We start from the raw sequence: 25,581 nt of genomic DNA, 5'->3' as shown, positions 1-25,581 counted from the left end.
ATGGGTTTGATGACGCCAGGCAGTTTGCCCCGGCTGGATGTCCAGCATCTCGACGATGAACAGACCGCGCTGGCGGTCAACGGACTGAACCTGTTTTATGGTGACAAACAGGTGCTGCACGATATTTCGCTGCGCATTCCGAAGCACCGGGTGACGGCCCTGATCGGCCCCTCGGGCTGCGGTAAATCGACGCTGCTGCGCTGTTTCAACCGCATGAACGATCTGGTGGACAACTGCCGCATCGAGGGCGAGCTGCAGCTGAACGGCGCGCCGATCTCCGGCGCGCAGATCGACGTGGCGGCGCTGCGGCGGCGGGTGGGCATGGTGTTCCAGCGGCCGAACCCGTTCCCGAAATCGATCTATGAAAACGTGGTGTACGGTCTGCGGCTGCAGGGCGTGCGCGACCGGCGTTTGCTGGATGAAGCGGTGGAACGTTCGCTGCGCGCCGCCGCGCTGTGGCATGAGGTGAAGGATCGGCTGCGCGAAAATGCGTTCCGCTTGTCCAGCGGCCAGCAGCAGCGCCTGGTGATCGCGCGCGCCATCGCCATCGAGCCGGAGGTATTGCTGCTCGACGAGCCGACCTCGGCGCTCGATCCGATCTCCACGCTGACCATCGAAGAGCTGATTTCCGCCCTGAAGCAGCGCTATAGCGTGGTGCTGGTGACGCACAACATGCAGCAGGCGGCGCGCGTCTCCGACTACACCGCCTTTATTCATCAGGGGCGGCTGGTGGAGTACAACGACACCGACGCGATTTTCACCTCGCCGCGCCAGCGCCGCACCGAGGATTATATTACCGGGCGGTATGGGTGAGGGATGAGCGACGGAGGTTTTTGTTCTCCGTCGCATCGATATGCCGGCGTTGTTATGCCGTGTCTATGACTTTTTATTCCATCTGGATTTACAGACGCATTGAGACGATATAGATTACATTTTTGGCATAAATCTCACAGTCTGCGAGCTTGCTTTATCCAATCATTCATTATTGATTACATTATCCCTAATAAATGATCTGCAATTTATATATAAGGACATATATGCATGACTATTGATACGAATTATATCAAAGATATTGTTATTCCCACGCTAACGTTATTATTTCCTGTTTTTATTTCAGTGGTAAAATGGTGGTATTCACGCTGGTCAAAGAATTACGACAGTCGCCGCAATAACCAGTTTGACCGAGTCAGCGATGTTAAACGTCAGTCTGTTCTGTCACGCATTCAGGGGTTGCGGGATGGGCCACAGAACGGAATGGTGCCGCTGCGAACCAAAGCACTCTATGAAAGTATCGGCATCCGTTTACCAGTCTGGGTGGCGCACCAACTGGTAGATTATCTGGGTCGTGCACCAGTGGCATTGAGCGATCTTGCGCTGAACTGTTTCTTGCGCCGCACCTCCCTCACTTCGAACAAAAACGACGTTTTTTCCTTGGATGGCTGCCGGCTGCTACACCAGCGTGTTTCGCTGTTTGTGTTCCTAATCATTAGCGCGTTGGCTATCACTTGGGGATTCTACATCAGCGTGTTTCCATTGGCGGAAAGCGGAGCCAGCGCGACAGATAACAGCCCCTTGTGGGGAGTATTCTTCTTCTTTGCCTATCTGATGATGGCGATTTTCGTCGTGGCCTGGTCGATTAATGAATGGGAGTCCCTGCGGCATGCCAAGGCTTTCTGGCTGAAGTGGCAGCCCCACCTGTATCAAACCGAAGCGGAGTATCAGGCGCATTGTCAGCATGCGCGCAATGTTGCGGCGCAGGAAAACGTACCGGATATCGCTTCGGACACCGCTGCCGATTTGTCACCGGCCGAAAAGCCACTGCGTGGATGGCTGATGCGTAGGCTGGGCAAGAAAGATAATTAACCTCTAAGCGTCATATCATCACATGACTCTTAACGTGTTTTATCGGCTAGCCTCAACACGCCCCCCACCAGCAGCAACGCAGCCCCCGAGGCATAGAGCGGGAACCAGCGTGTCCACCAGAGCGGGGAAAATAGCGGGGTGCTATTGGGATCTGCGGAGGCGTAGCCGCTATAGGTATTTAGGCCGGCGGTTATGGCGAACATGACCAGACCGATAAAAATCAGCAGGTTTGAGACGGTCATCATGGTTTTTTTCCTTTGTAGAGGCAGAGGGTAACTCTTACTATCACTATTAATTATTGTTCGATTAATTATCGCGGATTAATATTATTTATTTCCGCATTCATCAGGCTATTTCCTGACGATAAAATAGCATGCCTTTATACTAGCCACTTATTTCCCAATAAAAAACCCGCCTGGGCGGGTTTTCTCTTTTTTCTCGCTCAGCGTCACTTCACCAGCGGTTTATCATTGGGCGTTTTGAACTTCGCCAGGTATTGCGGCTGGAAGATGCACATGCGCAGCACGGTGCGGTATTCGCCGTTGACGAAGAACTCGTCGATCAGCTCGCCTTCCACGTTGAAGCCCAGCTTGCTGTAGATGTGGATCGCCTTCGGGTTCTCCTTGTCGACGATCAGGTACAGCTTGTACAGGTTCAACACCGAGAAGCCGTAGTCCATTGCCAAGCGGGCGGCGGTGCTGGCGTAACCTTTGCCCTGGTGGGCAGGGTCGATGATGATCTGGAACTCTGCGCGGCGATGGATGTGATCGATCTCCACCAGCTCCACCAGGCCGACCTTGGCGCCTTCGTGTTCGATGATGAAGCGGCGCTCGCTCTGATCGTGGATGTGTTTATCGTAGAGATCGGAAAGCTCGACAAAGGCTTCGTAGGGTTCTTCAAACCAATAGCGCATAACGCTGGCGTTGTTGTCCATCTGGTGGACGAACGACAGATCGTCCCGTTCCAATGGGCGTAACCTGACGCTGGCAGTGCTGGACATGTGGGCTCCTCTGTGCCGTGAAATTGTGCAAAGTATAACTTCACAGAATGGATGAAGGCGAAAAAAAACGGCGCCGCGTGGGCGCCGTTTAGGCAAGGTTCAGGCTGCGCGCATCAGTCGGCGGCGTGACCCTGCTCAGGCAGGCGTTCGCCGTCCAGCCAGGCGGCGCCATCGCGCATCGCCAGGCGGCCGTCGACGAACCAGCTCACCACCAGTGGATAGATCGTGTGTTCCTGGGTTTGCACCCGTTCAACCACGTCATCTTCTTCGTCGTCAGCGAAAATCGGCACCTTGGCCTGCAAAATCACCGGGCCGCCGTCGAGCTGTTCGGTCACGAAGTGTACCGAGGTGCCGTGTTCGCTGTCGCCGTTGTCGATGGCCTGACGATGCGTATGCAGCCCCGGGTATTTCGGCAGCAGGGAAGGGTGGATGTTCAGCATGCGGCCGGCATAGCGCTGCACGAACTGCGGGCTGAGGATGCGCATGTAGCCGGCCAGCACCACCAGATCGGGCTGGTACTGGTCGATGGCGTCCGCCAACGCGGCGTCGAACGCCGCGCGATCGGCGTAAGCCTTGGCATCCAGCGCCTGGGCGGCGATGCCCGCCGCCTCGGCGCGCTGCAGGCCGTAAGCCTGCGCCTTGTTGCTGAACACCGCCACGATCTCGGCGGCGATGCGGCCCTGCTGGCAGGCGTCAATCAGCGCCTGGAGATTGCTCCCCTGGCCGGAGACCAACACCACGATCTTTTTCATCAGTTGATGACCACTTGTTGTTCGTCGGAAGAGGCGGTCAGTTTACCGATTTTCCACGCTTTTTCACCTGCCGCGGTCAGCAGCGCGATGGCCGCTTCCACTTCGGCTTCCGGCAGGGCGATGACCATGCCTACGCCGCAGTTGAAGGTGCGGTACATTTCATGACGGCTGACGTTGCCGGCCTGCTGCAGCCAGGTGAACACCGCCGGCCACTGCCAGCTGGCTTCGTCGATCACTGCCTGCATGCCTTCCGGCAGCACGCGTGGAATGTTTTCCCAGAAGCCGCCGCCGGTGAGGTGAGCGATGGCGTGTACGTCCGCCTTCTCGATCAGCTCCAGCACGGACTTCACGTAAATCTTGGTCGGCGCCAGCAGGTGGTCGGCCAGCGGTTTGCCTTCCAGCTGGGTGGCGGTCGGATCGGTGTTGCTCACTTCCAGGATTTTGCGCACCAGCGAGTAGCCGTTGGAGTGCGGGCCGGAAGCGCCCAGAGCGATCAGCGCGTCGCCGGACTGCACTTTGCTGCCGTCGATGATCTCGGATTTTTCGACCACGCCGACGCAGAAACCGGCCACGTCGTAATCTTCGCCGTGGTACATGCCCGGCATTTCAGCGGTTTCGCCGCCCACCAGCGCACAGCCGGACTGTTTGCAGCCCTCGGCGATGCCGGTGATCACGCTGGCCGCGGTGTCTACATCCAGCTTGCCGGTCGCGTAGTAGTCGAGGAAGAACAATGGCTCGGCGCCCTGAACCACCAGATCGTTGACGCACATCGCCACCAGATCGATGCCGATGGTGTCGTGGCGTTTCAGATCCATCGCCAGACGCAGCTTGGTGCCCACGCCGTCGGTACCGGAAACCAGCACCGGCTCGCGGTATTTCTGCGGCAACGCACACAGGGCGCCAAACCCGCCCAGACCGCCCATCACTTCCGGGCGACGGGTCTGTTTAACTACACCTTTGATGCGATCTACCAATGCGTTGCCTGCATCGATATCGACACCTGCGTCTTTATAGCTGAGAGAGGTTTTGTCGGTCACTGCGCGATTCCCCACGACGGTTTGCGGTTTGAAAACTGTGCTTCCGATGTTGATTCCGGAATAAGGCGCGGCAATTCTAACAGCGCAGGCAAACGTTTGCGAGCGGCTTGTGAACCGGCTCTGCTTTTTCGTCATCTATACTGATATTCAAACTTTTGTTGATCCCGATCGGGCTATTGTGGGTGGCGCGGCGAAAAAAAGGCGGTATAATCCCGCGATTTTTTTGGCCGCAACCACCTTAATAGGAGAAAAATGATGAAGATCGTTGAGGTGAAACACCCGCTGGTAAAACACAAGCTTGGCCTGATGCGCGAAAATGACATCAGCACCAAACGCTTCCGTGAGCTGGCCTCAGAAGTGGGTAGTTTACTGACCTATGAAGCGACCGCCGATCTGGAGACGGAAAAAGTCACCATCGAAGGCTGGTGCGGGCCAGTTGAAGTGGAGCAGATCAAAGGGAAAAAGATTACCGTAGTACCGATCCTGCGCGCAGGCCTGGGCATGATGGAAGGGGTGCTGGAGCACGTGCCGAGTGCGCGCATCAGCGTGGTGGGCGTATACCGCGACGAAGAAACTCTGGAGCCGGTGCCGTACTTCCAGAAGCTGGTTTCCAACATCGAAGAGCGCATGGCGCTGGTCGTCGACCCAATGCTGGCCACCGGCGGTTCGATGATCGCCACTATCGATCTGCTGAAGAAAGCCGGCTGCCACAGCATCAAGGTGCTGGTTCTGGTGGCGGCGCCGGAAGGCATCGCCGCGCTGGAGAAAGCGCACCCGGACGTCGAGCTGTACACCGCCTCCATCGATCAGTGCCTGAACGACAAGGGTTACATCGTGCCTGGCCTGGGTGATGCGGGCGACAAGATATTTGGTACCAAGTAAACATTTAAGCCGACTTAACGAGTCGGCTTTTTTTTGACTAAAACCTATAAAACCAATAAACCGAGGAAAAGCACACATGACCCGTCGCGCCATCGGCGTCAGCGAGCGCCCGCCGCTGCTCCAGACCATTCCGCTCAGCTTCCAGCACCTGTTCGCCATGTTCGGCGCTACGGTGCTGGTGCCTATCCTGTTCAAGATCAACCCGGCGACCGTGCTGCTGTTCAACGGCATCGGCACGCTGCTGTATCTGTTCATCTGTAAAGGCAAAATCCCGGCCTACCTCGGTTCCAGCTTCGCGTTTATCTCGCCGGTGCTGCTGCTGTTGCCGCTCGGTTATGAAGTGGCGTTGGGCGGTTTCATCATGTGCGGCGTGCTGTTCTGCCTGGTGGCGCTGATCGTGAAAAAAGCCGGCACCGGCTGGCTGGACGTGATGTTCCCGCCGGCGGCGATGGGGGCGATCGTCGCCGTCATCGGGCTGGAGCTGGCGGGCGTGGCGGCCAACATGGCGGGGCTGCTGCCGGCGGAAGGCACCAGCGCCGACTCGACCACCATCACCATTTCGCTGGTGACGCTGGGGGTCACGGTGCTCGGCTCGGTGCTGTTCCGCGGCTTCCTGGCTATTATCCCGATCCTGATCGGCGTGCTGGTGGGCTATGCGCTGTCGTTCTTCATGGGCGTGGTGGATTTGACCCCGATCCGCGAGGCGCACTGGTTCGCGCTGCCGACCTTCTACACCCCGCGCTTTGAGTGGTTCGCCATCTTCACCATTCTTCCGGCGGCGCTGGTGGTGATTGCCGAGCACGTGGGCCACCTGGTGGTGACCGCCAACATCGTGAAAAAAGACCTGATCCGCGATCCGGGCCTGCACCGCTCGATGTTCGCCAACGGTATCTCGACGGTGTTCTCCGGCTTCTTCGGCTCTACGCCGAACACCACCTACGGCGAGAATATCGGCGTGATGGCTATCACCAAGGTCTACAGCACCTGGGTGATCGGCGGCGCGGCGGTGCTGGCGATCCTGCTGTCCTGCATCGGCAAGCTGGCGGCGGCGATCCAGGCGGTGCCGGTGCCGGTAATGGGGGGCGTTTCCCTGCTGCTGTACGGCGTGATCGGCGCCTCGGGCATTCGCGTGCTGATCGAGTCCAAAGTGGATTACAACAAGGCGCAAAACCTGATTTTGACCTCGGTGATCCTGATCATCGGCGTGAGCGGCGCCAAGGTGCATATCGGCGCGGCGGAGCTGAAAGGCATGGCGCTGGCGACCATCGTCGGCATTGGCCTGAGCCTGCTGTTCAAGGTCATCAGCCTGTTCCGCAAGGAAGAAGAGGTGCTTGACGCGCCGGACGAACCGGCGGAGCAGAAGTAACGAAAAGGGCAGCCCAGGGGCTGCCCTTTTTATTCGTGTTTTTGCATTTATATCCGTTGGGATAAAGTAGCTGATAGCATTAACAACATCGGTTAAAAGGAAAGAGGGTATGGAGTACTACGGATATATTTTGCTCAAATTTGTGATTGGCTTTGTCATTGTTATCACCCACCTGAACCTGTCGGGAAAGACCCAGCTATCGCAGATGACCCCAGTAGATTTTATCGGTAACTTTGTGCTCGGGGGCATTATTGGGGGCGTTATCTATAGCGACAGCATCCCCTTGTACCAGTATGTCGTTGTATTACTTATCGGAGTAGGACTAATTTCTCTGTTGAATGCAATCAGTAAACACTGCAACTTCTTTCGTTCGGTCACTATAGGCAACCCGATACCAATTATAAAAAACGGCCGCTTTTTGATGGAAAATATTTTAGCCAAGAAAAATAAAATCGACATCTTGAACGTTTCCTCACAGCTGCATGCGCAGGGGATTCACGCCTTTCAGGAGATTGTCTATGCGCAAATTGAGCCGGGCGGTCAGATCACTGCGGTATGTGAGGGAAATGAACTGCCTTCAGTTATCATTATGAAAAATGGCAGGGCCAGGCCTTATGAGCTGCAGGAGATTAGTAAAGATGAGGAGTGGTTGAACCAAACTATCCGTGAACATGGCATAGAACCGAAAGATATTTTTATTGCTGAGTTTTGGGACGGTAGGACAGCATTCATTCTTAATGACGGACGTATAGTTAAATAGTGAAAAAGGGGAGCCTCAGCTCCCCAATGTCATATTAGCTGCGAATTTTGCGGTACACGAACAGCACCACGATGGCGCCGATAACCGCTACCACGAAGCTGCCGAAGTTGAAGCCGTCAACCTTGCCGTAGCCGAAGAAGGTGCTGATATAGCCGCCGACCACGGCGCCGATGATCCCCAGCACGACGGTCAGAATAAAGCCGCCGCCGTCTTTGCCGGGCATGATCCACTTAGCCAAAATACCGGCGATCAGGCCGAAGATAATCCAGGAAATAATCCCCATTTACTGCTCCTTTCTTTTGTGGCTGAGAATAGCTTACTGCTGGGTGGCCGGCTGCGTATTGCCGTTCACCGCCGCATCGGTCTCTTGTTTCAACTCTTGCGCTTTGTTTTCGGCGCTGTTCTTGATGGCTTCGGTCTTCGCCTTGGCCTGCTCGGTCAGATCGTTGGCACCGTTGATGGCGTCGTTCTTGATGGCCTTGGCCTGATCCACCAACTGCTGGCTTTGTTTGCCGGCGTCATCCTTAATCGCGGCGGCCTTGGCCTTGGCGTCGTTGGTGATGGCGTCGGCTTGCTTGGCGGCTTCATCTTTAATCGCCGAGGCTTTGTCCTTCAGCTGGTCTGCCTGCGTGGCGGCCTCTTTTTTGATGTCATCTGCCGTCGCTTTCGCTTTGTCCGTCAGATCGTCCGCTTTTTTCTGGGCGGCGTCTTTCATCTGCTCGGCACTGTCTTTGGCTTTATCCAGGTTGGCGTCAACCTTGGAAGAGTCATCACAGCCGGCAACCAACAACCCGATAAAGGAGGCTAACAGCACTTTATTCCATACTTTCATCGTCTATATCCTTGCAGAAACCTTGTTGATGGTGATTGCGTTTTGCCTACCTATACTAGGTCAGATTTTACTTAAATTACAAATTTAACCTGCGTGGGCATGGGGTTAGGGTTTGATATCAGACTATTCTTGCCGGTTAGGGAGCCGCAATCGATTAAACGGTGCTAAGGCATTGCTCACTATTGCGGCATAAGATCCTGCCGGTTCAACAGCGCCCGTTTTCTGTGTTAAACTGCCCGCGTTTTTCTGCCAGTTTTGGTTGAGGTGCTTCTCTGAATACGCCGGCACAGCTTTCACTGCCACTTTATCTTCCCGATGATGAAACTTTCGCCAGTTTTTATCCGGGCGAGAACCCATCCCTATTAGCCGCGATCCAATCCGCCGTCCGTCAGGAACATGGCAGCTATATCTATTTTTGGTCGCGTGAAGGCGGCGGGCGCAGCCATCTGCTGCATGCGGCCTGCGCCGAGCTTTCGCAGAAGGGGGAAGCGGTGGGCTATGTGCCGCTCGACAAGCGCGCTTACTTCGTGCCCGAAGTGTTGGACGGCATGGAGCAGCTGGCGCTGGTTTGCATCGACAATATCGAATGCATCGCCGGCGACGAAGAGTGGGAGATGGCGATCTTCAACCTCTACAACCGCATCCTGGAAACCGGCCGCACCCGCTTGTTCATCACCGGAGATCGTCCGCCGCGCCAGCTGAACCTGCGTTTACCGGATCTGGCTTCGCGCCTGGACTGGGGTCAGATATACAAGCTGCAGCCGCTGTCGGACGAAGAGAAACTGCTGGCGCTGCAGCTGCGCGGCAAACTGCGCGGTTTCGAGCTGCCGGAAGACGTGGGCCGCTTCCTGTTGAAACGGTTGGATCGCGAGATGCGCACGCTGTTTATGACCCTCGATCAGCTCGATCGCGCCTCGATCACCGCCCAGCGCAAGCTGACCATTCCGTTCGTTAAAGAGATCCTGGGGCTGTAGCGAGCCATCAAGCCTGTTTTTCCGCGTGTTCCAGCAGGGAGCAGTAGTGCTCAACCTGCTGGCGTTGCCGATCGCTTCGCAGTTGCAAAGCGAGATTGATATGTTCCAGACACTGCGCATTGTCTGCAAGGTGCAGGTCGATTTTCCCCTGCTGTGCCAACCAGGCCGCCACGTCAGCCCAGCGCCATAACGGTGAGGTGCCGCCGAGCCGTTGAATAGGGGAAGGGAAGCCGCCGGGGCCGCGAGTCCCGTCTTTTAGCATGGCGATCGCCTGACGCGACAGTTCAGTGAGCTCGGCAATATCGCTTAATCCCACCAGGCTGGAGTCTACCGATATCACCTTGGCGCCAATATTTGCAGACTCAATATCACTGATGGCGCTGCAAATCGCGTGCGCAAAGTTATCGCTTTCTCTATCGAACTCCAGGTAGGCGGCTTTACCGTAGAAACAGATCAGCGCGTCATCGCATCCCGCCGCATACAGCGCATCCTCCAACCCGGCGGTATCGGCGGTCACCCCATCCAGCGTCAATGAGAAATGATAGAGCGTCATGGTGATTCTCCGGTTATTTTTTCTGCGACAGCGCCAGGCAGTGATCGACTTTGCGTCGGATCTGTTTGGCATGCAGCTCGGGATTTTTCGGCGTGCTCCAGATGCTCATCATATGTTCTTGATGCCCGACAAAGGCGCAATGCAGTCGGCTAAAAGCATGCCCCTTGCTGGGACGAAAATGCCAGCCCTGAGAAAGGGCGTAATCTAACGCCGCCTGGATGTGCTTGTCTGGGTGTTTTTTCATCGCTCGTCCAGTGATGCGATCAGAGTAGATGGGGTGTTGACGGTTGTCAACGCTTGTCTTGCCGTGAGGCTCGGCATTTGTGCAGCATAGCAGCAGGAGAAGAGGGAGATGATGAAAAGTATTTGTATAACAAACAATTAAAAATAGCCCTGTTCAGGGCTATTGGTATTTTGCGGTTCAATAAGAGACTTGCCGGACGATTACAAAATCTCCAGCACCTGCTCCGGCGGCCGGCCGATACGCGCTTTGCTGCCTTTTACCACGATCGGGCGTTCGATCAGTTTCGGGTTCGCCGTCATCGCCGCCAGCAGCTGTTCTTCGCTCAGGTTGTCGTCCGCCAGCTTCAACTCCTTGTACAGATCTTCTTTTTTGCGCATCAGATCGCGCGCTGATGTGAAGCCCAGTTCCTTCAACAGCTTTTTCAGCTCATCGGCCGACGGGGGCGTTTCAAGATACAGCACCACCTTGGGATCGACACCGTGCTGCTCCAGCAGCGCCAGGGTTTCACGGCTCTTGGAGCAGCGAGGGTTGTGGTAAATCGTGACGTTTTTCATGGCGTTCATTCCTTGTTGAATCAGCTGCGCTGGTATTGGCGGAAACGCTGTTGCAGTTGGCGCAGCTGGTCGATGCGCGCATCGTAGCGCGCCTGTTTCAGGCTGCCGAGTTTCTGCAGCGAGCTGGCATTGCTGAGCAGGCCGATGGCCTGATCGAGCCGGCCGGTCAGCGCCAGGCTTTCGGCGCGGGCCGACAGCTCTTCATCGCGCAGCCCTTGGGCGGCGCTGGCCTGCGCCAGCAGATCCCAGCCGTTCGGATCGTCCGGATGGGCAAAGGTATAGCGGTTCAGGATCTTCGAGGCTTGCGCCGGCTGGTTGCCTTCGACATAGGCGTTGGCCAGGTTGAGCTGCAGCACCGGGTTGTTGTTCTGGGCGGCGTTGGCCGCCTGCAGGCGGGCGATGGCCTGCGGCGCGCGTTTCTGGCCGAGATCGATGTCGGTCATCAGGTCGATCAGCCAGACGTTTTTCGCATCCTGCGCCAGCATCGGTTGAATGATGTTGCGCGCGTCGTCGTATTTTTTCGCTTCATAGAACAGGATGGCGCGGCCGTATTTGGCGGCCGCCTGTTCGCGCACGTTGCCCTTGCTGAGCGAGCCGAGCAGTTCTTCGTTCAGGCCATAGCCTTCCGAACTGTACATGCCCAGTGCGCGCACCTTGGCCATCAGGTAATCCTGCGAGGACTGCACGATGTGTTTCGGCATTTGGTTGGCGCGGTTGCGCGCGTCGGAAAGGCGGCTGTCCGGCAACGGGTGCGTCAGCAGCATTTCCGGTGGTTTGGAGGCGTAGCGCGATTGATCCGAGAGTTTTTGCAGGAAGTCAGGCATCGCTTCCGGATCGAAACCGGCGCGCTGCAGCACCTGAATGCCGATGCGGTCGGCTTCCTGTTCGTTCGACTGGGTAAAGCTGATCATGCCCTGCTGGGTACCGGCCAGGGTGCCGCTCAGCGCCGCCATGCCCATGGTCGGGTTGGCCATCGCCAGCAGGATCGAGCCGAGCGCGCCCACCCAGGTCAGCGGGGCGTTGCGCTGTTGATCTTCCATTGCGCGCGCCAGGTGGCGTTGGGTGACGTGCGAGATTTCGTGCGCCAGCACTGAAGCCAGCTGGCTTTCGTTGTCGCTGACGCGGAACAGCGCCGAGTGCAGCACCACGTTGCCGCCGAAGAAGGCGAAGGCGTTGATCTCGTCGTTGCGCACCAGATAGAAATGGAACGGCGTGCGCACCGAATAAGCGCTGGCCACCAGCCGGTTGCCCAGTTGGTTGATGTACTGGCTCAGCAGCGGATCGTTGATCAGCGGGGCGCTGGCGCGCAGTTGGCGCACGTAGAAATCGCCCATCGCCAGTTCTTGTCCAATGCTCAGGGTGCCGCCGGCCGAGGTGCCCATATCCGGCAACTGGTCCTGGCTTTCCGCCTGTGCTGGCGCCAGGGCGGTGGCGTTCAGCGTGCCGAGCAGCAGCACCGCTAACGCGGTTTTGGTCAACCGGTTGGTCATAGTCAGGCGTTTCCCTTAAATAATCATTTCTAAGACGTCAGCAGCAGACAAGAGTTCTTTATTCCCGCAGCGCAATCCGCGTGAAAGTGCGGCGGCTCACAAACCGCGGCGGCGGCACCCATCACATCATAGTCAGCCGCAGGCGACAAGGAAACGTTAGCCGGGCGCGGATCGGGCAAAAAAGTTTTATTTTTCATTTTGAAGGGCGTTTTTTCGTCGCTGGCGATATGCATTTCGAATAAAACGCGGACAAAGTTGATCCGTGTTTTATTGACAAGATAAACGCAGACTCATATAGTCTGCGTTATTGAAGATTCATTGACGGTCGAAAACGGACATATGGCGTACATCACAACCAGCGTTGAATATGGCATCCACTGCCTGCTGTGGCTGGTCGGCGATAACCAACGCGCGCTCAGCAGCCGCGAGCTCGCCGAACTACAGGGGATCTCTCCCAGCTTTCTGGCCAAGATTTTCCCCAAGCTGGAAAAGGCGGGGATCGTCGCCGCCAGCGAAGGGGTGCGCGGCGGCTACCGGCTGGCGCGCCCGGCGGATGAGATCAGTTTTCTGGCGATCATCGACGCCATCGAAGGGCACAAACCGCTGTTCGATTGCCAGGAGGTGCGCGGGCGCTGTGCGGTGTTTGATGACTCCCCACCGGACTGGGCAGTCTCCGGCAAATGCGCTATCCATGCGGTGATGCTGCAGGCGGAGAAGGCGATGCGCGATGCGCTGGCGGCGCAGACCCTCGGCGCCGTCGCGGCCCGCTTTGGCCGCAAAGCGCCGCAAGGCTTCTTCGGCGAGGTCAACCTCTGGCTCGACGAGCGCATGACGGAACGCACCGCGCGCAGCGGCAAAACGGCGCGCGCCAAGACCTAAGCGCCACTTTTCCTTAAAGCGAAACACACTTTTCCCGCCTCTTCGGAAGGGGCGGGCGGGCCTTCTGCACCCTGTTACGGGAGCGGAACGGCATCGTTCATCCGAAAAAACTGCGGGCAGTCTTATCGCCCGGTTAACCCTGTATGAAGGAGTCATCCCATGACGCAGAAAATAGTGATTGCCGGTTCCGGTTTTGCCGGTTTTTGGGCCGCCGTGTCCGCTATGCGCGCCATTACCCTTGCCGGTAAGCATGACGACATCGAGGTGCTGATGGTTTCGCCGACGCCAACGGTCACCATCCGGCCGCGCCTGTATGAAGCGGTGTTGGAAAACATGAATCCGGACATTTCCGCGCAGCTTGCCGCCGTCGGCGTGCGGCACCTGGCCGGGGCGGTAGAGCGCATCGATGCCGCCGCCAAGACGCTCACGGTGGCGCAGGCGACGGGGGAAACCCTTGAATTGGCCTATGACCGCCTGGTGTGGGCCACCGGCAGTCGGCTCTCCGTACCTGCGGTGCCGGGCTTTGCCGAATACGGTTTCAACGTCGATACGCTGGAAAGCGCGCAGCGTTTGGATGCCCATATCAAAGCGCTGGCGGCCAAACCGTCGACGCCGGCGCGCAACACTGCCGTGGTGGTGGGCGCAGGGCTGACCGGGCTGGAGAGCGCGGCGGAGATGCCGCAGCGGCTGCGGGATGCGCTGGGTAAAGACGAGAACGTGCGCGTGGTGATCGTCGATACCGCGCCGGAAGTGGGCGCCGGGATGGGGGCGGAGCCGGGGGCGGTGATACGCCAGGCGTTGGCGGAGTGCGGTGTGGAAGCGCGGGCCGGCCTACGCGTCTCGGCCATCGACGCCGAGGGGGTCATGCTGTCGAACGGTGAGCGCATCGCCGCCAACACGGTGATCCTGGCGGCGGGCGTGCGGGCGCATCCGCTGACCGAGCAGATCCCTGGCGAGCGCGACGGCAGCGGCCGGGTGATCGGCGACGCCTTCCTGCGCGCGCCGGCGGCGACGGGCATTTTCGTGACCGGTGACACGGTGAAAGCCGCTACCGACGATCTCGGCAATCATAACCTGATGACCTGCCAGCATGCGATGAGCCTCGGCCGCGTCGCCGGTCACAATGCGGCGGCGGAACTCGTGGGCTTGCCGACGCACCCGTACAGCCAGCCGAAGTATGTGACCTGTTTGGATCTGGGGCCGTGGGGGGCGCTATATACCGAAGGCTGGGAGCGCCAGGTGCGCTTTACCCGTCAGGAAGGCAAAAAGATTAAGCAGGAAATCAACACGCAGTGGATTTATCCACCGGCGGCGGATCGCGAGGCGCTGTTTGCCGTCGCCAATCCGGATTTCGTGATTGTGCCTTAAGGAAGTCAAAACGGGAGCGGCAACGCTCCCGTCGTCATTTTCCCAGCGGCAGGAACGAGCGCTCCGGCACTACGGTTTTCATCACCAGCGTGGAGCTCAGGCGCTGCACGCCCGGCAAAGCGGAGAGTTTCTCGTCGTAAAGCTGTTGAAAGGCGGGCAGATCGCGGGCGATCACGTGCAACAGGTAGTCGGGATCGCCAAACAGCCGCTGCGCCTGCACCACCTGGGGAATATCCATCATGGCGTTTTCGAAAGTTTCAACGGCGCGGCGATCGCCTTCGCGCATGGTGACGAACACCAGGGCGGAGAAGTTATAGCCCAGGCTGCCGGGATCGAGCTGGGCGCGATAACCCCTGATCACCCCGGACTCCTCTAACGCCCGCACCCGGCGGTGGCAGGGAGAAACGCTCAACCCGATACGATCGGCCAGCTCGGTCACCGACAAACGGCCGTCGACCTGTAGTTCAGCAAGAATCTTGCGATCAATCTTATCCATTTAGAAAAATTTCCCCGCTTATGCCGATTTCAGGCAAGTAATTGAAAGCACATTTTAACGTCTTGAGGATATTCTTGCCATCTGTTGAACGGTTTTGACGGCCGCCGCGGCAGGCGGAGGCCGTTCTTCTTCCACGAGGAAAGCGCAATGGTTCTCTGTTCGGTGTGGCGCGGTGCGTTTGAGAGGGCGCCGGCATGACGCTCGCTCTGTTCGCCGCTTTTTGGGCGGTGTCGATTTTGTTGGTGATCACGCCGGGTATGGATTGGGCCTATGTGATCTCGGCGGGCATTCGCGGCCGGGTGGTGGTGCCCGCCGTCGCCGGCTTGCTGTTTGGCCACCTGCTGATGATTGCGATCGTGGTGGCGGGCGTCGGCGCGCTGCTGGTCGGCAACCCGCTGGCGCTGACGGCGCTCACCCTGTTGGGGGCGGCTTACCTCTTGTGGATCGGTTTCAACATGCTGCTGCACCCGCCGGTGCCTGGCGCCGGTGAAGATCAGCGTTCCGATTCCTGGCTGCGCTGGGCCGGCAAGGGCGTGTGCGTCAGCGGGCTGAACCCCAAGGTGTTTCTGCTGTTTTTGGCGCTGTTGCCGCAGTTTACCGACGCCCGGGCCGAATGGTCGGTGCCGATGCAGATGCTGGCGTTGGGCGTCGTGCATTTGATCAGCTGTGGCCTGGTGTATCTGCTGGTGGGGTTCGGTTCGCAGTCGGTGCTGCGCACGCGCCCACAGGCTGCGAAGGTCGTGGGGCGCATCTCCGGCGCGGCGATGATCGTCATCGCCCTCGGGCTGCTGGCCGAACAGGCGCTGAAATAGGGCACGGAAGGCCCGCCTGCGCGGGCCAAGCGGTATCAGGCTCTGACGGCGAGCAGCACCGATGAGGCTTTGATCAGGGCGATGGCGCGCGAACCGTTCTTCAGCGCCATCTCCTGCAGGCTTTCATTGGTGATTACCGACGTCAGCACAAAACCGGCATCCGCTTTGAGGTGTACGGTGCTGTTGACCGCGCCGTGCTCAACCGCAATCACTTCCCCGGCAAACTGGTTGCGGGCGGAAAAACGCAAACCGCAATCCTCCGTCGCCAGGATCACCCACGGCGCTTTAATCAGCGCGACGGCCTCTTTGCCGACGCTTAAACCCAGCGACTGCTGGCTTTGTACCGTGACGATGGCCACCAGTTTTTCACCGCCCTGCAGGGTGATCTCCACTTCGTCATTGACGGCGCCTTTAGCGACGGCGGACACGGTACCGGCTAACTGGTTACGGGCTGAAACGGGCATAGACTCTCCTTGAAAGGGGCAAACGGTAAAATTTTTCGCCAGCATGAACCCTAACCGCCGCGATTGCCAATGCCGCGGGGAAAGAGTGTGAGCAGAGCGAGCTTACTTAAAAATTAACGCCGATAGATGTCCGGCCGGGTGATCTGCCAGACAAAATCGGGACGGTTAATGGCGCTATAGCCCACTTTTTCATAGAGCCAAGGGGCGGTGCTGGTGACCAGCATGACTCGCCGCAGCGTCGCCATCAGCGGATGGGCCTGGCAACATTCTGCCAGCCACAGGCCCAGTCCGCTTTTTTGATGCGTCTCCAGCACGTACACGTCGCACAGATAGCCGAAGGTGGCGTAATCGGTGACCAGCCGGGCGAAACCGATTTGCCTGGCATCGTGATACAAACCGAAACACAGGCTGTGGGCGAGGGACTGGCGAACGGTCTCTTTATCAATGCCTTCCGCCCAGGATGAACGGGTCAGAAACGCATGAATGGCATCGAGATCCAGCAGGGCGGGATCGGTGCTGACGAGATAGTCCGCACGCTGCCACTCCCGTGGGGCAGGCGTTGTCATGAGGGTTCTTCTCCTGTGCAAGCGTTCAGGTCGGTGCCGCCGTTCAGGCGTGCAGTTCGGCAACCGCCATGGTGAAAATCAGCGTGTCTTCGCCCTCGTTGGCGTACCGGTGCGGGCCGTCCGTTCTGGCGACCGCCGAACAGCCTGGCGTAATTCTGAGCTCGGTCTGCTCGACGGCAAGGCTCAAGACGCCTTGTTCAACGTGCAGCAATTCGAAGGTGCCCACCGGGTGGCCGCCCGATGCATAGGCTTCCCCCGGCGCCATTTCCCACCGCCACAGTTCTATCATGTTCGGGCCGCGGGTGCCCGCCAGCAAGCGGGCCGAGCCGCCGCGATCGCCATGCCATAGCGTGGGAATATCTTGGCTTTCAATCAGGTAGGCGGCGGGGGCGCGGGTCACGTTGACGATGTCCGCCACCGACAGGCCCAGTGCTGCCGCGAGTTTGCACAGGATGGCGATGCTGGGATTGGCGCTCCCTTTCTCGATCTCTACCAGCATGCCCTTGCTGACGCCCGCCCGGCGCGACAGCTCGTCCAGCGACAGCTTTTGGCTTTTACGCTGCTGTTTGATGCGGTGCGACACCGCTTCGCTGACGGTTTGCACGTCGGCACCGAACTCGGTCGGTCTGTTGACTTTTTCGCTCATCGGTCAATATCATGGAATAAAATGGTCAATATAGGATTATTCAATGATTTTAGTCGATCCGTCAATCGATCCGGCCGTCGCTGCGCTGGCACCCGGTTTCCGGGCGTTAAGCATTACCGTGGCCGCGGCTCCCATAACCAACCCAGACGTGGGGGCGCTGGCGTTGGCGCAAGCCTGTCGCGCCCTCGGCGAGGGAGACGCGCCCTGGGCAGAGGCGCATCTCTCGGCCTGGCGCGATGTCTTCATGCAGTTTGGCGCCAAACCCAAGCGTACGCCCTGTTCCGCCGACGCCTTGCGCAAGCGCGCGCTGCGCGACGGCACGATGCCGAGCATCGATCCGGTGGTTGATCTCTACAACGCCGTCAGCATTCGTTTTGCCGTGCCGGTGGGGGGCGAGAATATTGCGGCCTATATCGGCGAGCCGCGGCTGATCGTCGCGGATGGCAGCGAGCTGTTCGATACCGTCAAGGAGGGCGCGGTGATCCATGAATCGCCGGAGGCGGGGGAGGTGGTCTGGCGCGACGATCGCAGCGTGACCTGCCGCCGCTGGAACTGGCGTCAGGGCGTCAGAACCCGGCTGAGCGCCGAGGCCGAACGGATGTGGTTCATCCTGGAGAGCCTGCCGGCAATGCCGTTGGCGGCGCTGCACGCGGCGGGCGACGAATTGATTGCCGGTTTACAGCAAATGATGCCCGGCGCCACGGTAGAGCGACGGCTTATCGGCTGCGCCTCGTAACAGGCGTCAGCACTGGCGGTGGACCAAACCGGTGATCAAATCCAGCGCGTCGTCCGCCGCCGCGATTTCGCTTTCGCTGAGCGCCTGTCGCTCGATGAAACTCTCAATGGCTTCCAGCAGGGAGAAAACGCTGATCTCCTCCCCTATCTTCACGACTTCGCAGACGCCACGCCCAATTGCCTCGCAGATTGCCTCATCAAATTCACACGGTTTGCTGTTCATCTTTTTTCCCCTACGGCGTTTGGGATTTTATCGGCCATGCTACCGGTTTTTGCCCGGCGACTGTCTGACGAAAATCCCATTTTTTCGTTGATGCTGACTGGCGTACGATCGCGGACATTGGCGAAATTCTGATTTCCTGACCGTGGCCAAATTTCCCTTGTGACCACCGTGTCGGCGCGGTATTGTCGCCAAATGACGACAATACCGCCTCATTGTCCGCATAAAAAATTCATGACGTTATCATCCCTTCATCCCGCTGCCGTGCGGGATTTTTTTATGAGGTTTATCTCAAAGTGCGGATAACCTCGACGCGATCGCTTGCCATGCTCTGAGAATAATCCTAGCTTGAAATAGTCATTTAGGGTTAGCAATCCCTCATGACCTCCTTGTAACACTTGATGCACCAGAACGTTTTCTCCCCCGCTTAGGCGGGGGTTTTTAATGACGTGCATCGGCAAAGGCTTTCAACGTAGAACCGACAGAGTTCGTGACGATAACCAGTTTAAGCATCAGGGGACGGGACAATGAAAAATGATCTGGCGGCGGCGATCGCGATTGGCTGTGTGTTGTTGTTCGCATTGGCGGTCGGTTCGCCCCTTTCCATCGGTACCTCGCTGTAATCTTCCGCGGCCCCGCTCGGGGCCGCTCACCGCGCCTGTCGCCGCGTCTGCGGATTTTTGCGTCGATCGCCTGCCCGCGCGATAAAATCAGCCAAATCGCTGTTGATGTATGGCGAACTTTGAGTACTCTGAGTGCTTTGCACACCTCGCGTGCGTCCGTTGTATCTATGCTTTAATCAGGCCCATCACAGGAATCGCCATGCCCGCCCGCCAAATCTCGAGGAGCCCGCTCTGATGCTGGAGATGTTATTACAGTGGTACCGCCGCCGCTTCACCGATCCGCAGGCTATCGCGCTGCTGGTGATCCTGGTCGCCGGGTTCCTTATTCTCTATTTTCTGCACGGCATTCTGACCCCGTTGCTGGTCGCCATCGTGTTGGCCTATCTGCTGGAGTGGCCGACCGCACGCCTGCAGCGCATCGGCTGTTCGCGCACCTGGGCGGCGAGCATCATGCTGCTGGTGTTCGCGGGCATCGCCATGCTGCTGGTGTTCGTCGTCGCACCGACCGCCTGGCAACAGGGCATCAATCTGATGAGCGATCTGCCGGGTATGCTCAACCAGTTCTATAACTTCGCCGCGACGCTGCCGAAGCGTTATCCGGCGCTGGTAGATGCCGGCATCATCGACATGATGGCGGAAAATCTGCGCAGCCGGCTGTCCGGCATGGGCGAATCGGTGGTGAAATTCTCGCTGGCGTCGCTGGTCGGCCTGCTGACGCTGGCTATTTACCTGATCCTGGTGCCGATGATGATGTTCTTCCTGTTGAAGGACAAAGAGCAGCTGCTGAACGCGGTGCGCCGCGTGCTGCCGCGCAATCGCGGCCTGGCGGGGCAGGTCTGGAACGAAATGAATCAGCAGATCACCAACTACATTCGCGGCAAGGTGCTGGAGATGGTGATTGTCGGCGTGGCGACCTACCTGGTGTTCGCCGTGCTGGACATGCGCTACTCGCTGCTGCTGGCGGTGCTGGTGGGCTTCTCGGTGTTGATCCCTTACATCGGCGCGGTGCTGGTCACTATACCGGTGGTGGTGGTGGCGCTGTTCCAGTGGGGCGTCGGCGCCGATTTCTGGACGCTGATCGTCGCCTATCTGGTGGTGCAGGGGCTGGACGGCAACCTGCTGGTGCCCATTTTGTTCTCCGAAGCGGTCAACCTGCATCCGCTGGTGATTATCCTGTCGGTGATCGTGTTCGGCGGGATGTGGGGCTTTTGGGGCGTGTTTTTCGCCATACCGCTGGCGACGCTGGTGAAGGCGGTGATCCACGCCTGGCCGGATGAACTGCGGGTCGAAGTGGAAGACAAGGCCGGTTGACAGGGAAGAAACGAAGCGCAGCAGGCCGCTGCGCTTCGTGAGAATTACTGCTGCAGGTAGCTCAGAACGATGTCGTGGTGATTGGTGGTTTTGAAATCATCAAACACTTTTTCAATCTTGCCTTTGCCATCGATCAGGAAGCTGATGCGGTGAATGCCGTCGTAGGTCTTGCCCATGAAGGTTTTCTCGCCCCACACGCCAAACTGTTGCGACACCTGATGATCTTCATCAGACAACAGCGTGAAGTTGAGCAGCTCCTTTTCGGCGAAGCGCGACAGTTTTTCCGGCTTGTCGGTGCTGATGCCCAGCACTTCGACGCCGACCTTTTTCAATTCGTCCATGTTGTCCCGCAGGCCGCAGGCTTGCACGGTGCAGCCCGGCGTCATCGCCTTCGGATAGAAATAGACCAATACTCGCTGTCCCTGGAAGTCGGCCAAATTAATTTCCTCACCGTCCTGGTCAGGCAAACTAAATTTCGGCGCTGTGTCACCGGCTTTCAATGGGCTCATCACTACTCTCCATCTTTCTCGTCATGCTGTGGATAGTTCACCACGCTAATACTGCCTTGCGCGTTCAATTCTGTACATAGGCGATGGAAGGCTTGCTCAATATTTGAGGCGTCCCGATCGCCGGAGCTGTGGGCGGTGATTTGGATATACAGCTGCGGCGGCAGGTCGCCCTCCGCTGGCTGCGTGCGCGAGACCAGTTCGGCGATATTCATCTGGCTGGAGTCGAACAGATCGGTAAAGCGTTCGATGATGTGCGGCGAGTCCTTCACTTCCACCTGCACCCACACCGTGGCCGGCATCGGCGGCCTTTCGTGCGAGTTTGTGCGCTTCATCACGATCAGCAGATCCAGCTCCGCGCCTTTTTGCGGCAGGGTGGATTCGATCAGGGTGATGGCGTTCCAACTGCCGGACAGCAGCATGATGAACGTGAACTCCTCTCCCAGCATGGCCAGACGGCTATCTTCGATATTGCATCCGCAACTGCTGACGTGGCGGGTGATGGTATTGACGATTCCGGGGCGGTCGGCGCCGAGCGCGGTAATCACGAGATAGTGTTCGTCTGACTGAGGCAAAATAGCGCTTCCTGTCGTGCTTAATGGGGTTACCATGGTAAACATAAAAAAAACCGCCTGCCAAGCGCTTACAACGCGGTTGTGCGCTTGCTTTTGGATAGGCAGCAAAAGTACCATGAGTGACTTGTTTGTGGAGGGGACGGCCAATGTTTACGGGAAGTATTGTTGCACTGGTGACGCCGATGGACGACAAAGGTGCTGTCGATCGCGCGAGCCTGAAAAAATTGATCGATTATCATGTAGCCAGTGGCACCGCGGCGATCGTTTCCGTAGGGACCACCGGCGAGTCCGCAACGCTTGCCCATGACGAGCACGTTGACGTGGTGCTGCAGACGCTGGAGCTGGCCGACGGCCGCATTCCGGTGATCGCCGGCACCGGCGCCAACGCCACCGCCGAAGCCATCGCGCTCACCACCCGCTTCGCCAATACCGGCGTAGTGGGCTGCCTGACGGTGACGCCGTACTACAATAAGCCGACGCAGGAAGGGCTGTATCAGCACTTCAAGGCGATCGCCGAGAGCACCGAGCTGCCGCAGATCCTGTACAACGTGCCTTCGCGCACCGGCTGCGACATGCTGCCGCCGACCATCGCTCGGCTGGCAAAAATCAAGAATATTGTTGCTGTAAAAGAAGCGACGGGGAACTTAAGTCGCGTTAGTCAGATCCAAGTGCTGGTTGACGATGAAGACTTCATCTTGCTGAGCGGCGACGACGCCAGCGGGCTGGACTTCATGCAACTGGGCGGCAAAGGGGTGATTTCCGTGACGGCCAACGTGGCCGCGCGCGAAATGGCGGAACTTTGCGCGCTGGCGGCGCAGGGCAAGTTTGCCGACGCGCGCCGCTTAAATCAGCGCTTGATGCCGTTGCATCAGGATCTATTTGTAGAAGCAAACCCAATTCCGGTGAAGTGGGCCTGTAAGGCGTTGGGATTGATGGCAACCGATACGCTGCGTCTGCCGATGACGCCGTTGAGCGAAGCCGCCCGCCCGGTGGTGGAGCGCGCGCTGAAAAGCGTCGGTTTGCTGTAACTCTAAGGGAAATTTGATGGCTTATTCATTGCAAAAGTCGACGGTAGCAAAAGTAGTGGGCATCTCTTTGGTGATGATGCTGGCAGCCTGCAGCAGCGATCAGCGCTACAAGCGCCAGGTCAGCGGCGACGAGGCCTACCTCGACGCGGCTCCGCTCAAAGCGCTGAACGCGCCGTCCGGCATGATCCTGCCGGTGCAGAGCGGCAACTATGACGTTCCCGCCACGACGCTGCAAGGCAACGTCGGCAAGCAGCTGGACATTCGTCCGCCGGTGCAGCCGCTGGCGCTGCTGAGCGGTTCACGCGCGCAATACGCTGGCGACAGCGGCACGCTGCTGCTGGAAAACAGCCCGCAGAACCAGAACCTGTGGTCGCGCGTGGTCAGCCTGCTGCAGGCGAAGAACATCGCGATCGCTTCCCGCCAGGACGCCGGTCAGACCCTGACCACCGACTGGGTGAAGTGGAACCGTCTGGACGAAGACAACCAGTACGAAGGCCGTTATCAGATCAGCGTGCAGCAGCAGGGCTACCAGCAGGCGCTGGTGGTGAAAAGCGTTGGCCTGCAGCAGCAGGGCAAGACCGAGCAGGTGACCGATCAGTCTGAGATCCAGCGCTACAACGGCATGATGATCAACACCCTGATCGAAGGCCTGGACAAGCAGGACAACCTGGCGAGCAGCCAGAGCGCCAGCCGCTTCGGCGCGCTGGATGTGCAGAGCGGCGCCGATGACACCGGCCTGCCGATGCTGGTGGTGCGCGGCCCGTACACCGTCGTGTGGGATCGCCTGCCGCCGGCGCTCGAAAAACTGGGGATGAAAGTGGGTGACCGCAGCCGTCCGCAGGGCACCGTCGCCGTGACCTACAAGTCCCTGAGCAGCAGCGATTGGGATGCGTTGGGCGTCAAGGATCCTGAACTGGCGGAAGGCGATTACAAGCTGCAGGTCGGCGATCTTAACAACCGCACCAGCCTGCAATTTATCGATCCGAAAGGCAAACCGCTGACCCAGTCGAAAAACGACGCACTGGTGGCGGCATTCCAGTCTGCCTTCAGTAAAACCAGCGTTAACTAATCAAAAAGGGGCTTCGGCCCCTTTTTGTTTTGTCTATACGGTATCGTTTGCGTCGCAGGTTTGGCACAATAGTGTCCGGCACGCCAAAGAATTCATTAGGTCAATTCTATACCCCCTAATTTCGGGCCGCGCTCGGGAGACATCGGGGATACATCACTGGAGTAAGTAAGATGCAAAAGCTAGCTGAGCTGTATCGCGGAAAGGCAAAAACCGTTTACACCACCGAGAATCCCGATCTGTTGGTGTTGGAGTTCCGCAACGATACGTCAGCACTGGATGGTCAGCGCATTGAGCAGTTCGATCGCAAAGGCATGGTGAACAACAAGTTCAACCATTTCATCATGAGCAAACTGGAAGAAGCCGGCATCCCGACCCAGATGGAGCGTCTGCTGTCCGACAACGAAGTGCTGGTGAAGAAGCTGGACATGGTGCCGGTGGAATGCGTGATCCGCAACCGCGCCGCCGGTTCGCTGGTGAAGCGTCTGGGCATCGAAGAAGGCCTGGTGCTGAACCCGCCGCTGTTCGATCTGTTCCTGAAAAACGACGCCATGCACGATCCGATGGTCAACGAATCCTACTGCGAAACCTTCGGCTGGGTGAGCAAAGAACATCTGGCGCGCATGCGTGAGCTGAGTTACCGCGCTAACGACGTGTTGACCCAGCTGTTCGACGACGCGGGCCTGATCCTGGTCGACTTCAAACTGGAGTTCGGCCTGTTCAACGGCGAAGTGGTGCTGGGCGATGAGTTCTCGCCGGACGGCAGCCGCCTGTGGGACAAAAACACTCTGGACAAGATGGACAAAGACCGTTTCCGTCAAAGCCTGGGCGGCCTGATCGAAGCCTACGAAGAAGTAGCGCGCCGCATCGGCGTGAAACTCGACTAAGCGTCGGCACCGCCATTCGGGGCGATCCGGCCGGATCGTCCCGCTATTCTGCGTTTTTCCAGAAAATTTCTACATTTCCTCCGCGGCAGACCATTTATAATGATGGATGCGAGATGACTAAAACCTATCCCACTCAGGCTTGAAGCTGCCTTTGCGCTTACGATCGCGGCGCAACTTCAACGAGCAGGGGAAATATCTGGAGTATATTTATGCGTTGGCAAGGGCGTCGGGAAAGTGACAATGTTGAGGATCGTCGCGGGCAGTCTTCAGGTTTGGGCGGCGGTGGCGGCGGTTTCCGCGTGCCGGTGCGCGGCAAGGGCGGCATCGTCATTCTGGTGGTGGTGCTGGTGGCCGGCTATTACGGCATCGATCTGTCGCCGCTATTGAACGGCGGTAACGTCGCACCGCAGGGTCAACAACAGAGCGCCAACATCAGTCCGAAAGACGATGAGCTGGCCAAATTCACCTCGGTGGTGCTGGCCTCGACCGAGGATAACTGGAAAGAGATTTTCCAGCGCATGGGCAAAACCTATCAACCGCCGAAGCTGGTGATGTATCGCGGCGTGACGCGCACCAGCTGCGGCACCGGTCAGGCGGCGATGGGGCCGTTCTACTGCCCGGGTGACAAAACGGTGTATATCGATCTGTCTTTCTATCAGGACATGAAAACCAAGCTGGGTGCCGGCGGTGATTTCGCCCAGGCCTATGTGGTGGCGCACGAAGTCGGCCACCACGTGCAGAACCTGTTGGGCATCGAGCCCAAGGTCCGCCAGATGCAGCAGGGCGCCAGCCAGGCGGAAGTGAACCGCCTGTCGGTGAAAATGGAGCTGCAGGCGGACTGCTTCGCCGGCGTGTGGGGCAAATATGCCGAGAAGCAGCAGATGCTGGAAGAGGGCGACCTGCAGGCGGCGCTGAACGCCGCGCAGGCGATTGGCGACGATCGGTTGCAGCAGCAGAGTCAGGGCCGCGTCGTGCCGGACAGCTTCACTCACGGCACCTCGCAGCAGCGTTACACCTGGTTTAAACAGGGCTTCGACAGCGGCGATCCCAATACCTGCAACACCTTTGCATCCCGTTAACGCCTCAAGTGCC

General features: G+C 58.4%; 32 protein-coding genes. 15 read left to right on the top strand and 17 right to left on the bottom strand.

All coding sequences use genetic code 11. The features are described from left to right. Both pstB and QDT79_RS22440 read left to right on the top strand, forming a co-directional pair. Positions 1–813 carry a phosphate ABC transporter ATP-binding protein PstB gene (pstB, locus tag QDT79_RS22445; protein WP_130018168.1) on the top strand — a complete coding sequence of 271 codons (813 nt, stop codon included), beginning with the start codon at positions 1–3 and terminating at the stop codon, positions 811–813. A 228-nt stretch (positions 814–1,041) separates the two neighbouring features. After that, positions 1,042–1,863 (top strand): hypothetical protein, encoded by an 822-nt coding sequence (locus QDT79_RS22440; protein WP_130018169.1) that lies wholly within the window; start codon positions 1,042–1,044, stop codon positions 1,861–1,863. Between the two features lie 29 nt (positions 1,864–1,892). Here the strand turns inward: QDT79_RS22440 and QDT79_RS22435 are convergent, their stop codons facing one another. From QDT79_RS22435 to purM, 4 genes are all read right to left on the bottom strand, one after another. After that, positions 1,893–2,108 carry a hypothetical protein gene (locus QDT79_RS22435; RefSeq protein ID WP_063990482.1) on the bottom strand — a complete coding sequence of 72 codons (216 nt, stop codon included), beginning with the start codon at positions 2,106–2,108 and terminating at the stop codon, positions 1,893–1,895. Between the two features lie 203 nt (positions 2,109–2,311). Further along, complete coding sequence (gene speG / locus QDT79_RS22430; RefSeq protein ID WP_004941631.1) at positions 2,312–2,863, bottom strand: spermidine N1-acetyltransferase; 552 nt, start codon at positions 2,861–2,863, stop codon at positions 2,312–2,314. A gap of 113 nt (positions 2,864–2,976) precedes the next feature. After that, positions 2,977–3,615, bottom strand: coding sequence for a phosphoribosylglycinamide formyltransferase (purN, locus tag QDT79_RS22425; RefSeq protein ID WP_015378720.1), 639 nt, complete (start codon positions 3,613–3,615; stop codon positions 2,977–2,979). After that, a complete protein-coding gene (purM, locus tag QDT79_RS22420) occupies positions 3,615–4,652 on the bottom strand; it encodes a phosphoribosylformylglycinamidine cyclo-ligase (RefSeq protein WP_025303843.1) in 1,038 nt (345 codons plus the stop codon). The genes purN and purM overlap by 1 nt, the downstream gene beginning before the upstream one ends. Positions 4,653–4,907: 255 nt before the next feature. Between purM and upp the strand changes: the two genes are divergently transcribed. The 3 genes from upp (at position 4,908) to QDT79_RS22405 (ending at position 7,660) form a co-directional block, all read left to right on the top strand. Continuing rightward, positions 4,908–5,534, top strand: a complete 627-nt coding sequence (gene upp, locus QDT79_RS22415; RefSeq protein ID WP_038873707.1) for a uracil phosphoribosyltransferase — start codon at positions 4,908–4,910, stop codon at positions 5,532–5,534. A gap of 76 nt (positions 5,535–5,610) precedes the next feature. Then, positions 5,611–6,900: a uracil permease gene (uraA, locus tag QDT79_RS22410; RefSeq protein ID WP_107227868.1), complete on the top strand. Its 1,290-nt coding sequence runs from the start codon at positions 5,611–5,613 to the stop codon at positions 6,898–6,900. 109 nt (positions 6,901–7,009) lie between these two features. Beyond that, positions 7,010–7,660 (top strand): DUF421 domain-containing protein, encoded by a 651-nt coding sequence (locus tag QDT79_RS22405; protein WP_019452427.1) that lies wholly within the window; start codon positions 7,010–7,012, stop codon positions 7,658–7,660. A gap of 34 nt (positions 7,661–7,694) precedes the next feature. Here QDT79_RS22405 and QDT79_RS22400 read toward each other — a convergent pair whose 3' ends face one another. Continuing rightward, positions 7,695–7,943 carry a GlsB/YeaQ/YmgE family stress response membrane protein gene (locus QDT79_RS22400; RefSeq protein ID WP_016926728.1) on the bottom strand — a complete coding sequence of 83 codons (249 nt, stop codon included), beginning with the start codon at positions 7,941–7,943 and terminating at the stop codon, positions 7,695–7,697. 33 nt (positions 7,944–7,976) lie between these two features. Then, positions 7,977–8,492: a hypothetical protein gene (locus tag QDT79_RS22395; RefSeq protein WP_063990478.1), complete on the bottom strand. Its 516-nt coding sequence runs from the start codon at positions 8,490–8,492 to the stop codon at positions 7,977–7,979. Positions 8,493–8,764: 272 nt separating this feature from the next. Here QDT79_RS22395 and hda point away from each other — a divergent pair, with 272 nt between their 5' ends. Next, positions 8,765–9,466 (top strand): DnaA inactivator Hda, encoded by a 702-nt coding sequence (hda, locus tag QDT79_RS22390; RefSeq protein ID WP_025159568.1) that lies wholly within the window; start codon positions 8,765–8,767, stop codon positions 9,464–9,466. A gap of 7 nt (positions 9,467–9,473) precedes the next feature. Here the strand turns inward: hda and QDT79_RS22385 are convergent, their stop codons facing one another. The 4 genes from QDT79_RS22385 to bepA form a co-directional block, all read right to left on the bottom strand. Then, positions 9,474–10,019, bottom strand: a complete 546-nt coding sequence (locus QDT79_RS22385) for a helix-turn-helix transcriptional regulator (RefSeq protein ID WP_308317087.1) — start codon at positions 10,017–10,019, stop codon at positions 9,474–9,476. 13 nt (positions 10,020–10,032) lie between these two features. Beyond that, positions 10,033–10,263 carry a hypothetical protein gene (locus QDT79_RS22380; protein WP_308317086.1) on the bottom strand — a complete coding sequence of 77 codons (231 nt, stop codon included), beginning with the start codon at positions 10,261–10,263 and terminating at the stop codon, positions 10,033–10,035. Between the two features lie 200 nt (positions 10,264–10,463). Further along, a complete protein-coding gene (gene arsC, locus QDT79_RS22375; protein ID WP_202670498.1) occupies positions 10,464–10,817 on the bottom strand; it encodes an arsenate reductase (glutaredoxin) in 354 nt (117 codons plus the stop codon). Positions 10,818–10,837: 20 nt separating this feature from the next. Beyond that, positions 10,838–12,307: a beta-barrel assembly-enhancing protease gene (bepA, locus tag QDT79_RS22370; RefSeq protein WP_038873698.1), complete on the bottom strand. Its 1,470-nt coding sequence runs from the start codon at positions 12,305–12,307 to the stop codon at positions 10,838–10,840. 339 nt (positions 12,308–12,646) lie between these two features. Between bepA and QDT79_RS22365 the strand changes: the two genes are divergently transcribed. Both QDT79_RS22365 and QDT79_RS22360 read left to right on the top strand, forming a co-directional pair. Continuing rightward, a complete protein-coding gene (locus QDT79_RS22365; protein WP_025303838.1) occupies positions 12,647–13,186 on the top strand; it encodes an RrF2 family transcriptional regulator in 540 nt (179 codons plus the stop codon). 159 nt (positions 13,187–13,345) lie between these two features. After that, entirely contained in the window at positions 13,346–14,554 is a 1,209-nt protein-coding gene (locus QDT79_RS22360; RefSeq protein ID WP_308317085.1) for an NAD(P)/FAD-dependent oxidoreductase, read from the top strand. A 34-nt stretch (positions 14,555–14,588) separates the two neighbouring features. On the opposite strand, the gene QDT79_RS22355 is transcribed toward QDT79_RS22360, so the two are convergent. Continuing rightward, the gene (locus QDT79_RS22355) at positions 14,589–15,050 is read right to left on the bottom strand and encodes an Lrp/AsnC family transcriptional regulator (protein ID WP_063990473.1); all 462 of its coding nucleotides are present in this window, start codon (positions 15,048–15,050) and stop codon (positions 14,589–14,591) included. A gap of 194 nt (positions 15,051–15,244) precedes the next feature. On the opposite strand from QDT79_RS22355, the gene QDT79_RS22350 reads away from it, so the two are divergent. Then, positions 15,245–15,862: a LysE family translocator gene (locus tag QDT79_RS22350; protein ID WP_004941674.1), complete on the top strand. Its 618-nt coding sequence runs from the start codon at positions 15,245–15,247 to the stop codon at positions 15,860–15,862. Between the two features lie 35 nt (positions 15,863–15,897). Here QDT79_RS22350 and QDT79_RS22345 read toward each other — a convergent pair whose 3' ends face one another. The 3 genes from QDT79_RS22345 to QDT79_RS22335 form a co-directional block, all read right to left on the bottom strand. Further along, a complete protein-coding gene (locus QDT79_RS22345; protein WP_063990472.1) occupies positions 15,898–16,326 on the bottom strand; it encodes a TOBE domain-containing protein in 429 nt (142 codons plus the stop codon). 113 nt (positions 16,327–16,439) lie between these two features. Beyond that, on the bottom strand, positions 16,440–16,892 hold the full coding sequence (locus QDT79_RS22340; RefSeq protein ID WP_308317084.1) for a GNAT family N-acetyltransferase: 453 nt from the start codon (positions 16,890–16,892) through the stop codon (positions 16,440–16,442). Between the two features lie 43 nt (positions 16,893–16,935). Beyond that, positions 16,936–17,538: a helix-turn-helix domain-containing protein gene (locus QDT79_RS22335; protein WP_308317083.1), complete on the bottom strand. Its 603-nt coding sequence runs from the start codon at positions 17,536–17,538 to the stop codon at positions 16,936–16,938. A 43-nt stretch (positions 17,539–17,581) separates the two neighbouring features. On the opposite strand from QDT79_RS22335, the gene QDT79_RS22330 reads away from it, so the two are divergent. Further along, entirely contained in the window at positions 17,582–18,274 is a 693-nt protein-coding gene (locus tag QDT79_RS22330) for a B3/B4 domain-containing protein (protein ID WP_308317082.1), read from the top strand. Positions 18,275–18,280: 6 nt separating this feature from the next. Here the strand turns inward: QDT79_RS22330 and QDT79_RS22325 are convergent, their stop codons facing one another. Beyond that, complete coding sequence (locus tag QDT79_RS22325) at positions 18,281–18,496, bottom strand: hypothetical protein (protein WP_308317081.1); 216 nt, start codon at positions 18,494–18,496, stop codon at positions 18,281–18,283. 854 nt (positions 18,497–19,350) lie between these two features. Between QDT79_RS22325 and QDT79_RS22320 the strand changes: the two genes are divergently transcribed. Continuing rightward, the gene (locus QDT79_RS22320) at positions 19,351–20,427 is read left to right on the top strand and encodes an AI-2E family transporter (RefSeq protein ID WP_063990467.1); all 1,077 of its coding nucleotides are present in this window, start codon (positions 19,351–19,353) and stop codon (positions 20,425–20,427) included. Between the two features lie 44 nt (positions 20,428–20,471). On the opposite strand, the gene bcp is transcribed toward QDT79_RS22320, so the two are convergent. Next, positions 20,472–20,936, bottom strand: a complete 465-nt coding sequence (gene bcp, locus QDT79_RS22315) for a thioredoxin-dependent thiol peroxidase (RefSeq protein WP_049271993.1) — start codon at positions 20,934–20,936, stop codon at positions 20,472–20,474. Between the two features lie 2 nt (positions 20,937–20,938). Next, the gene (locus QDT79_RS22310; RefSeq protein ID WP_369919484.1) at positions 20,939–21,544 is read right to left on the bottom strand and encodes a glycine cleavage system transcriptional repressor; all 606 of its coding nucleotides are present in this window, start codon (positions 21,542–21,544) and stop codon (positions 20,939–20,941) included. Between the two features lie 110 nt (positions 21,545–21,654). Between QDT79_RS22310 and dapA the strand changes: the two genes are divergently transcribed. From dapA to ypfJ, 4 genes are all read left to right on the top strand, one after another. Further along, entirely contained in the window at positions 21,655–22,536 is an 882-nt protein-coding gene (gene dapA / locus QDT79_RS22305; protein ID WP_043147806.1) for a 4-hydroxy-tetrahydrodipicolinate synthase, read from the top strand. A 16-nt stretch (positions 22,537–22,552) separates the two neighbouring features. Then, positions 22,553–23,605 carry an outer membrane protein assembly factor BamC gene (gene bamC / locus QDT79_RS22300; protein WP_308317080.1) on the top strand — a complete coding sequence of 351 codons (1,053 nt, stop codon included), beginning with the start codon at positions 22,553–22,555 and terminating at the stop codon, positions 23,603–23,605. A 170-nt stretch (positions 23,606–23,775) separates the two neighbouring features. Next, positions 23,776–24,489 carry a phosphoribosylaminoimidazolesuccinocarboxamide synthase gene (gene purC / locus QDT79_RS22295; protein ID WP_004941708.1) on the top strand — a complete coding sequence of 238 codons (714 nt, stop codon included), beginning with the start codon at positions 23,776–23,778 and terminating at the stop codon, positions 24,487–24,489. Positions 24,490–24,698: 209 nt separating this feature from the next. Next, positions 24,699–25,568 carry a KPN_02809 family neutral zinc metallopeptidase gene (gene ypfJ / locus QDT79_RS22290; protein WP_060428635.1) on the top strand — a complete coding sequence of 290 codons (870 nt, stop codon included), beginning with the start codon at positions 24,699–24,701 and terminating at the stop codon, positions 25,566–25,568. Positions 25,569–25,581: the final 13 nt, after the last annotated feature.

Source organism: Serratia marcescens (assembly GCF_029846115.1).
Lineage (GTDB): Bacteria > Pseudomonadota > Gammaproteobacteria > Enterobacterales > Enterobacteriaceae > Serratia > Serratia marcescens_L.
The sequence above is the reverse complement of the archived record's forward strand: the minus strand, read 5'-3'. Positions and strand labels throughout refer to the sequence as shown.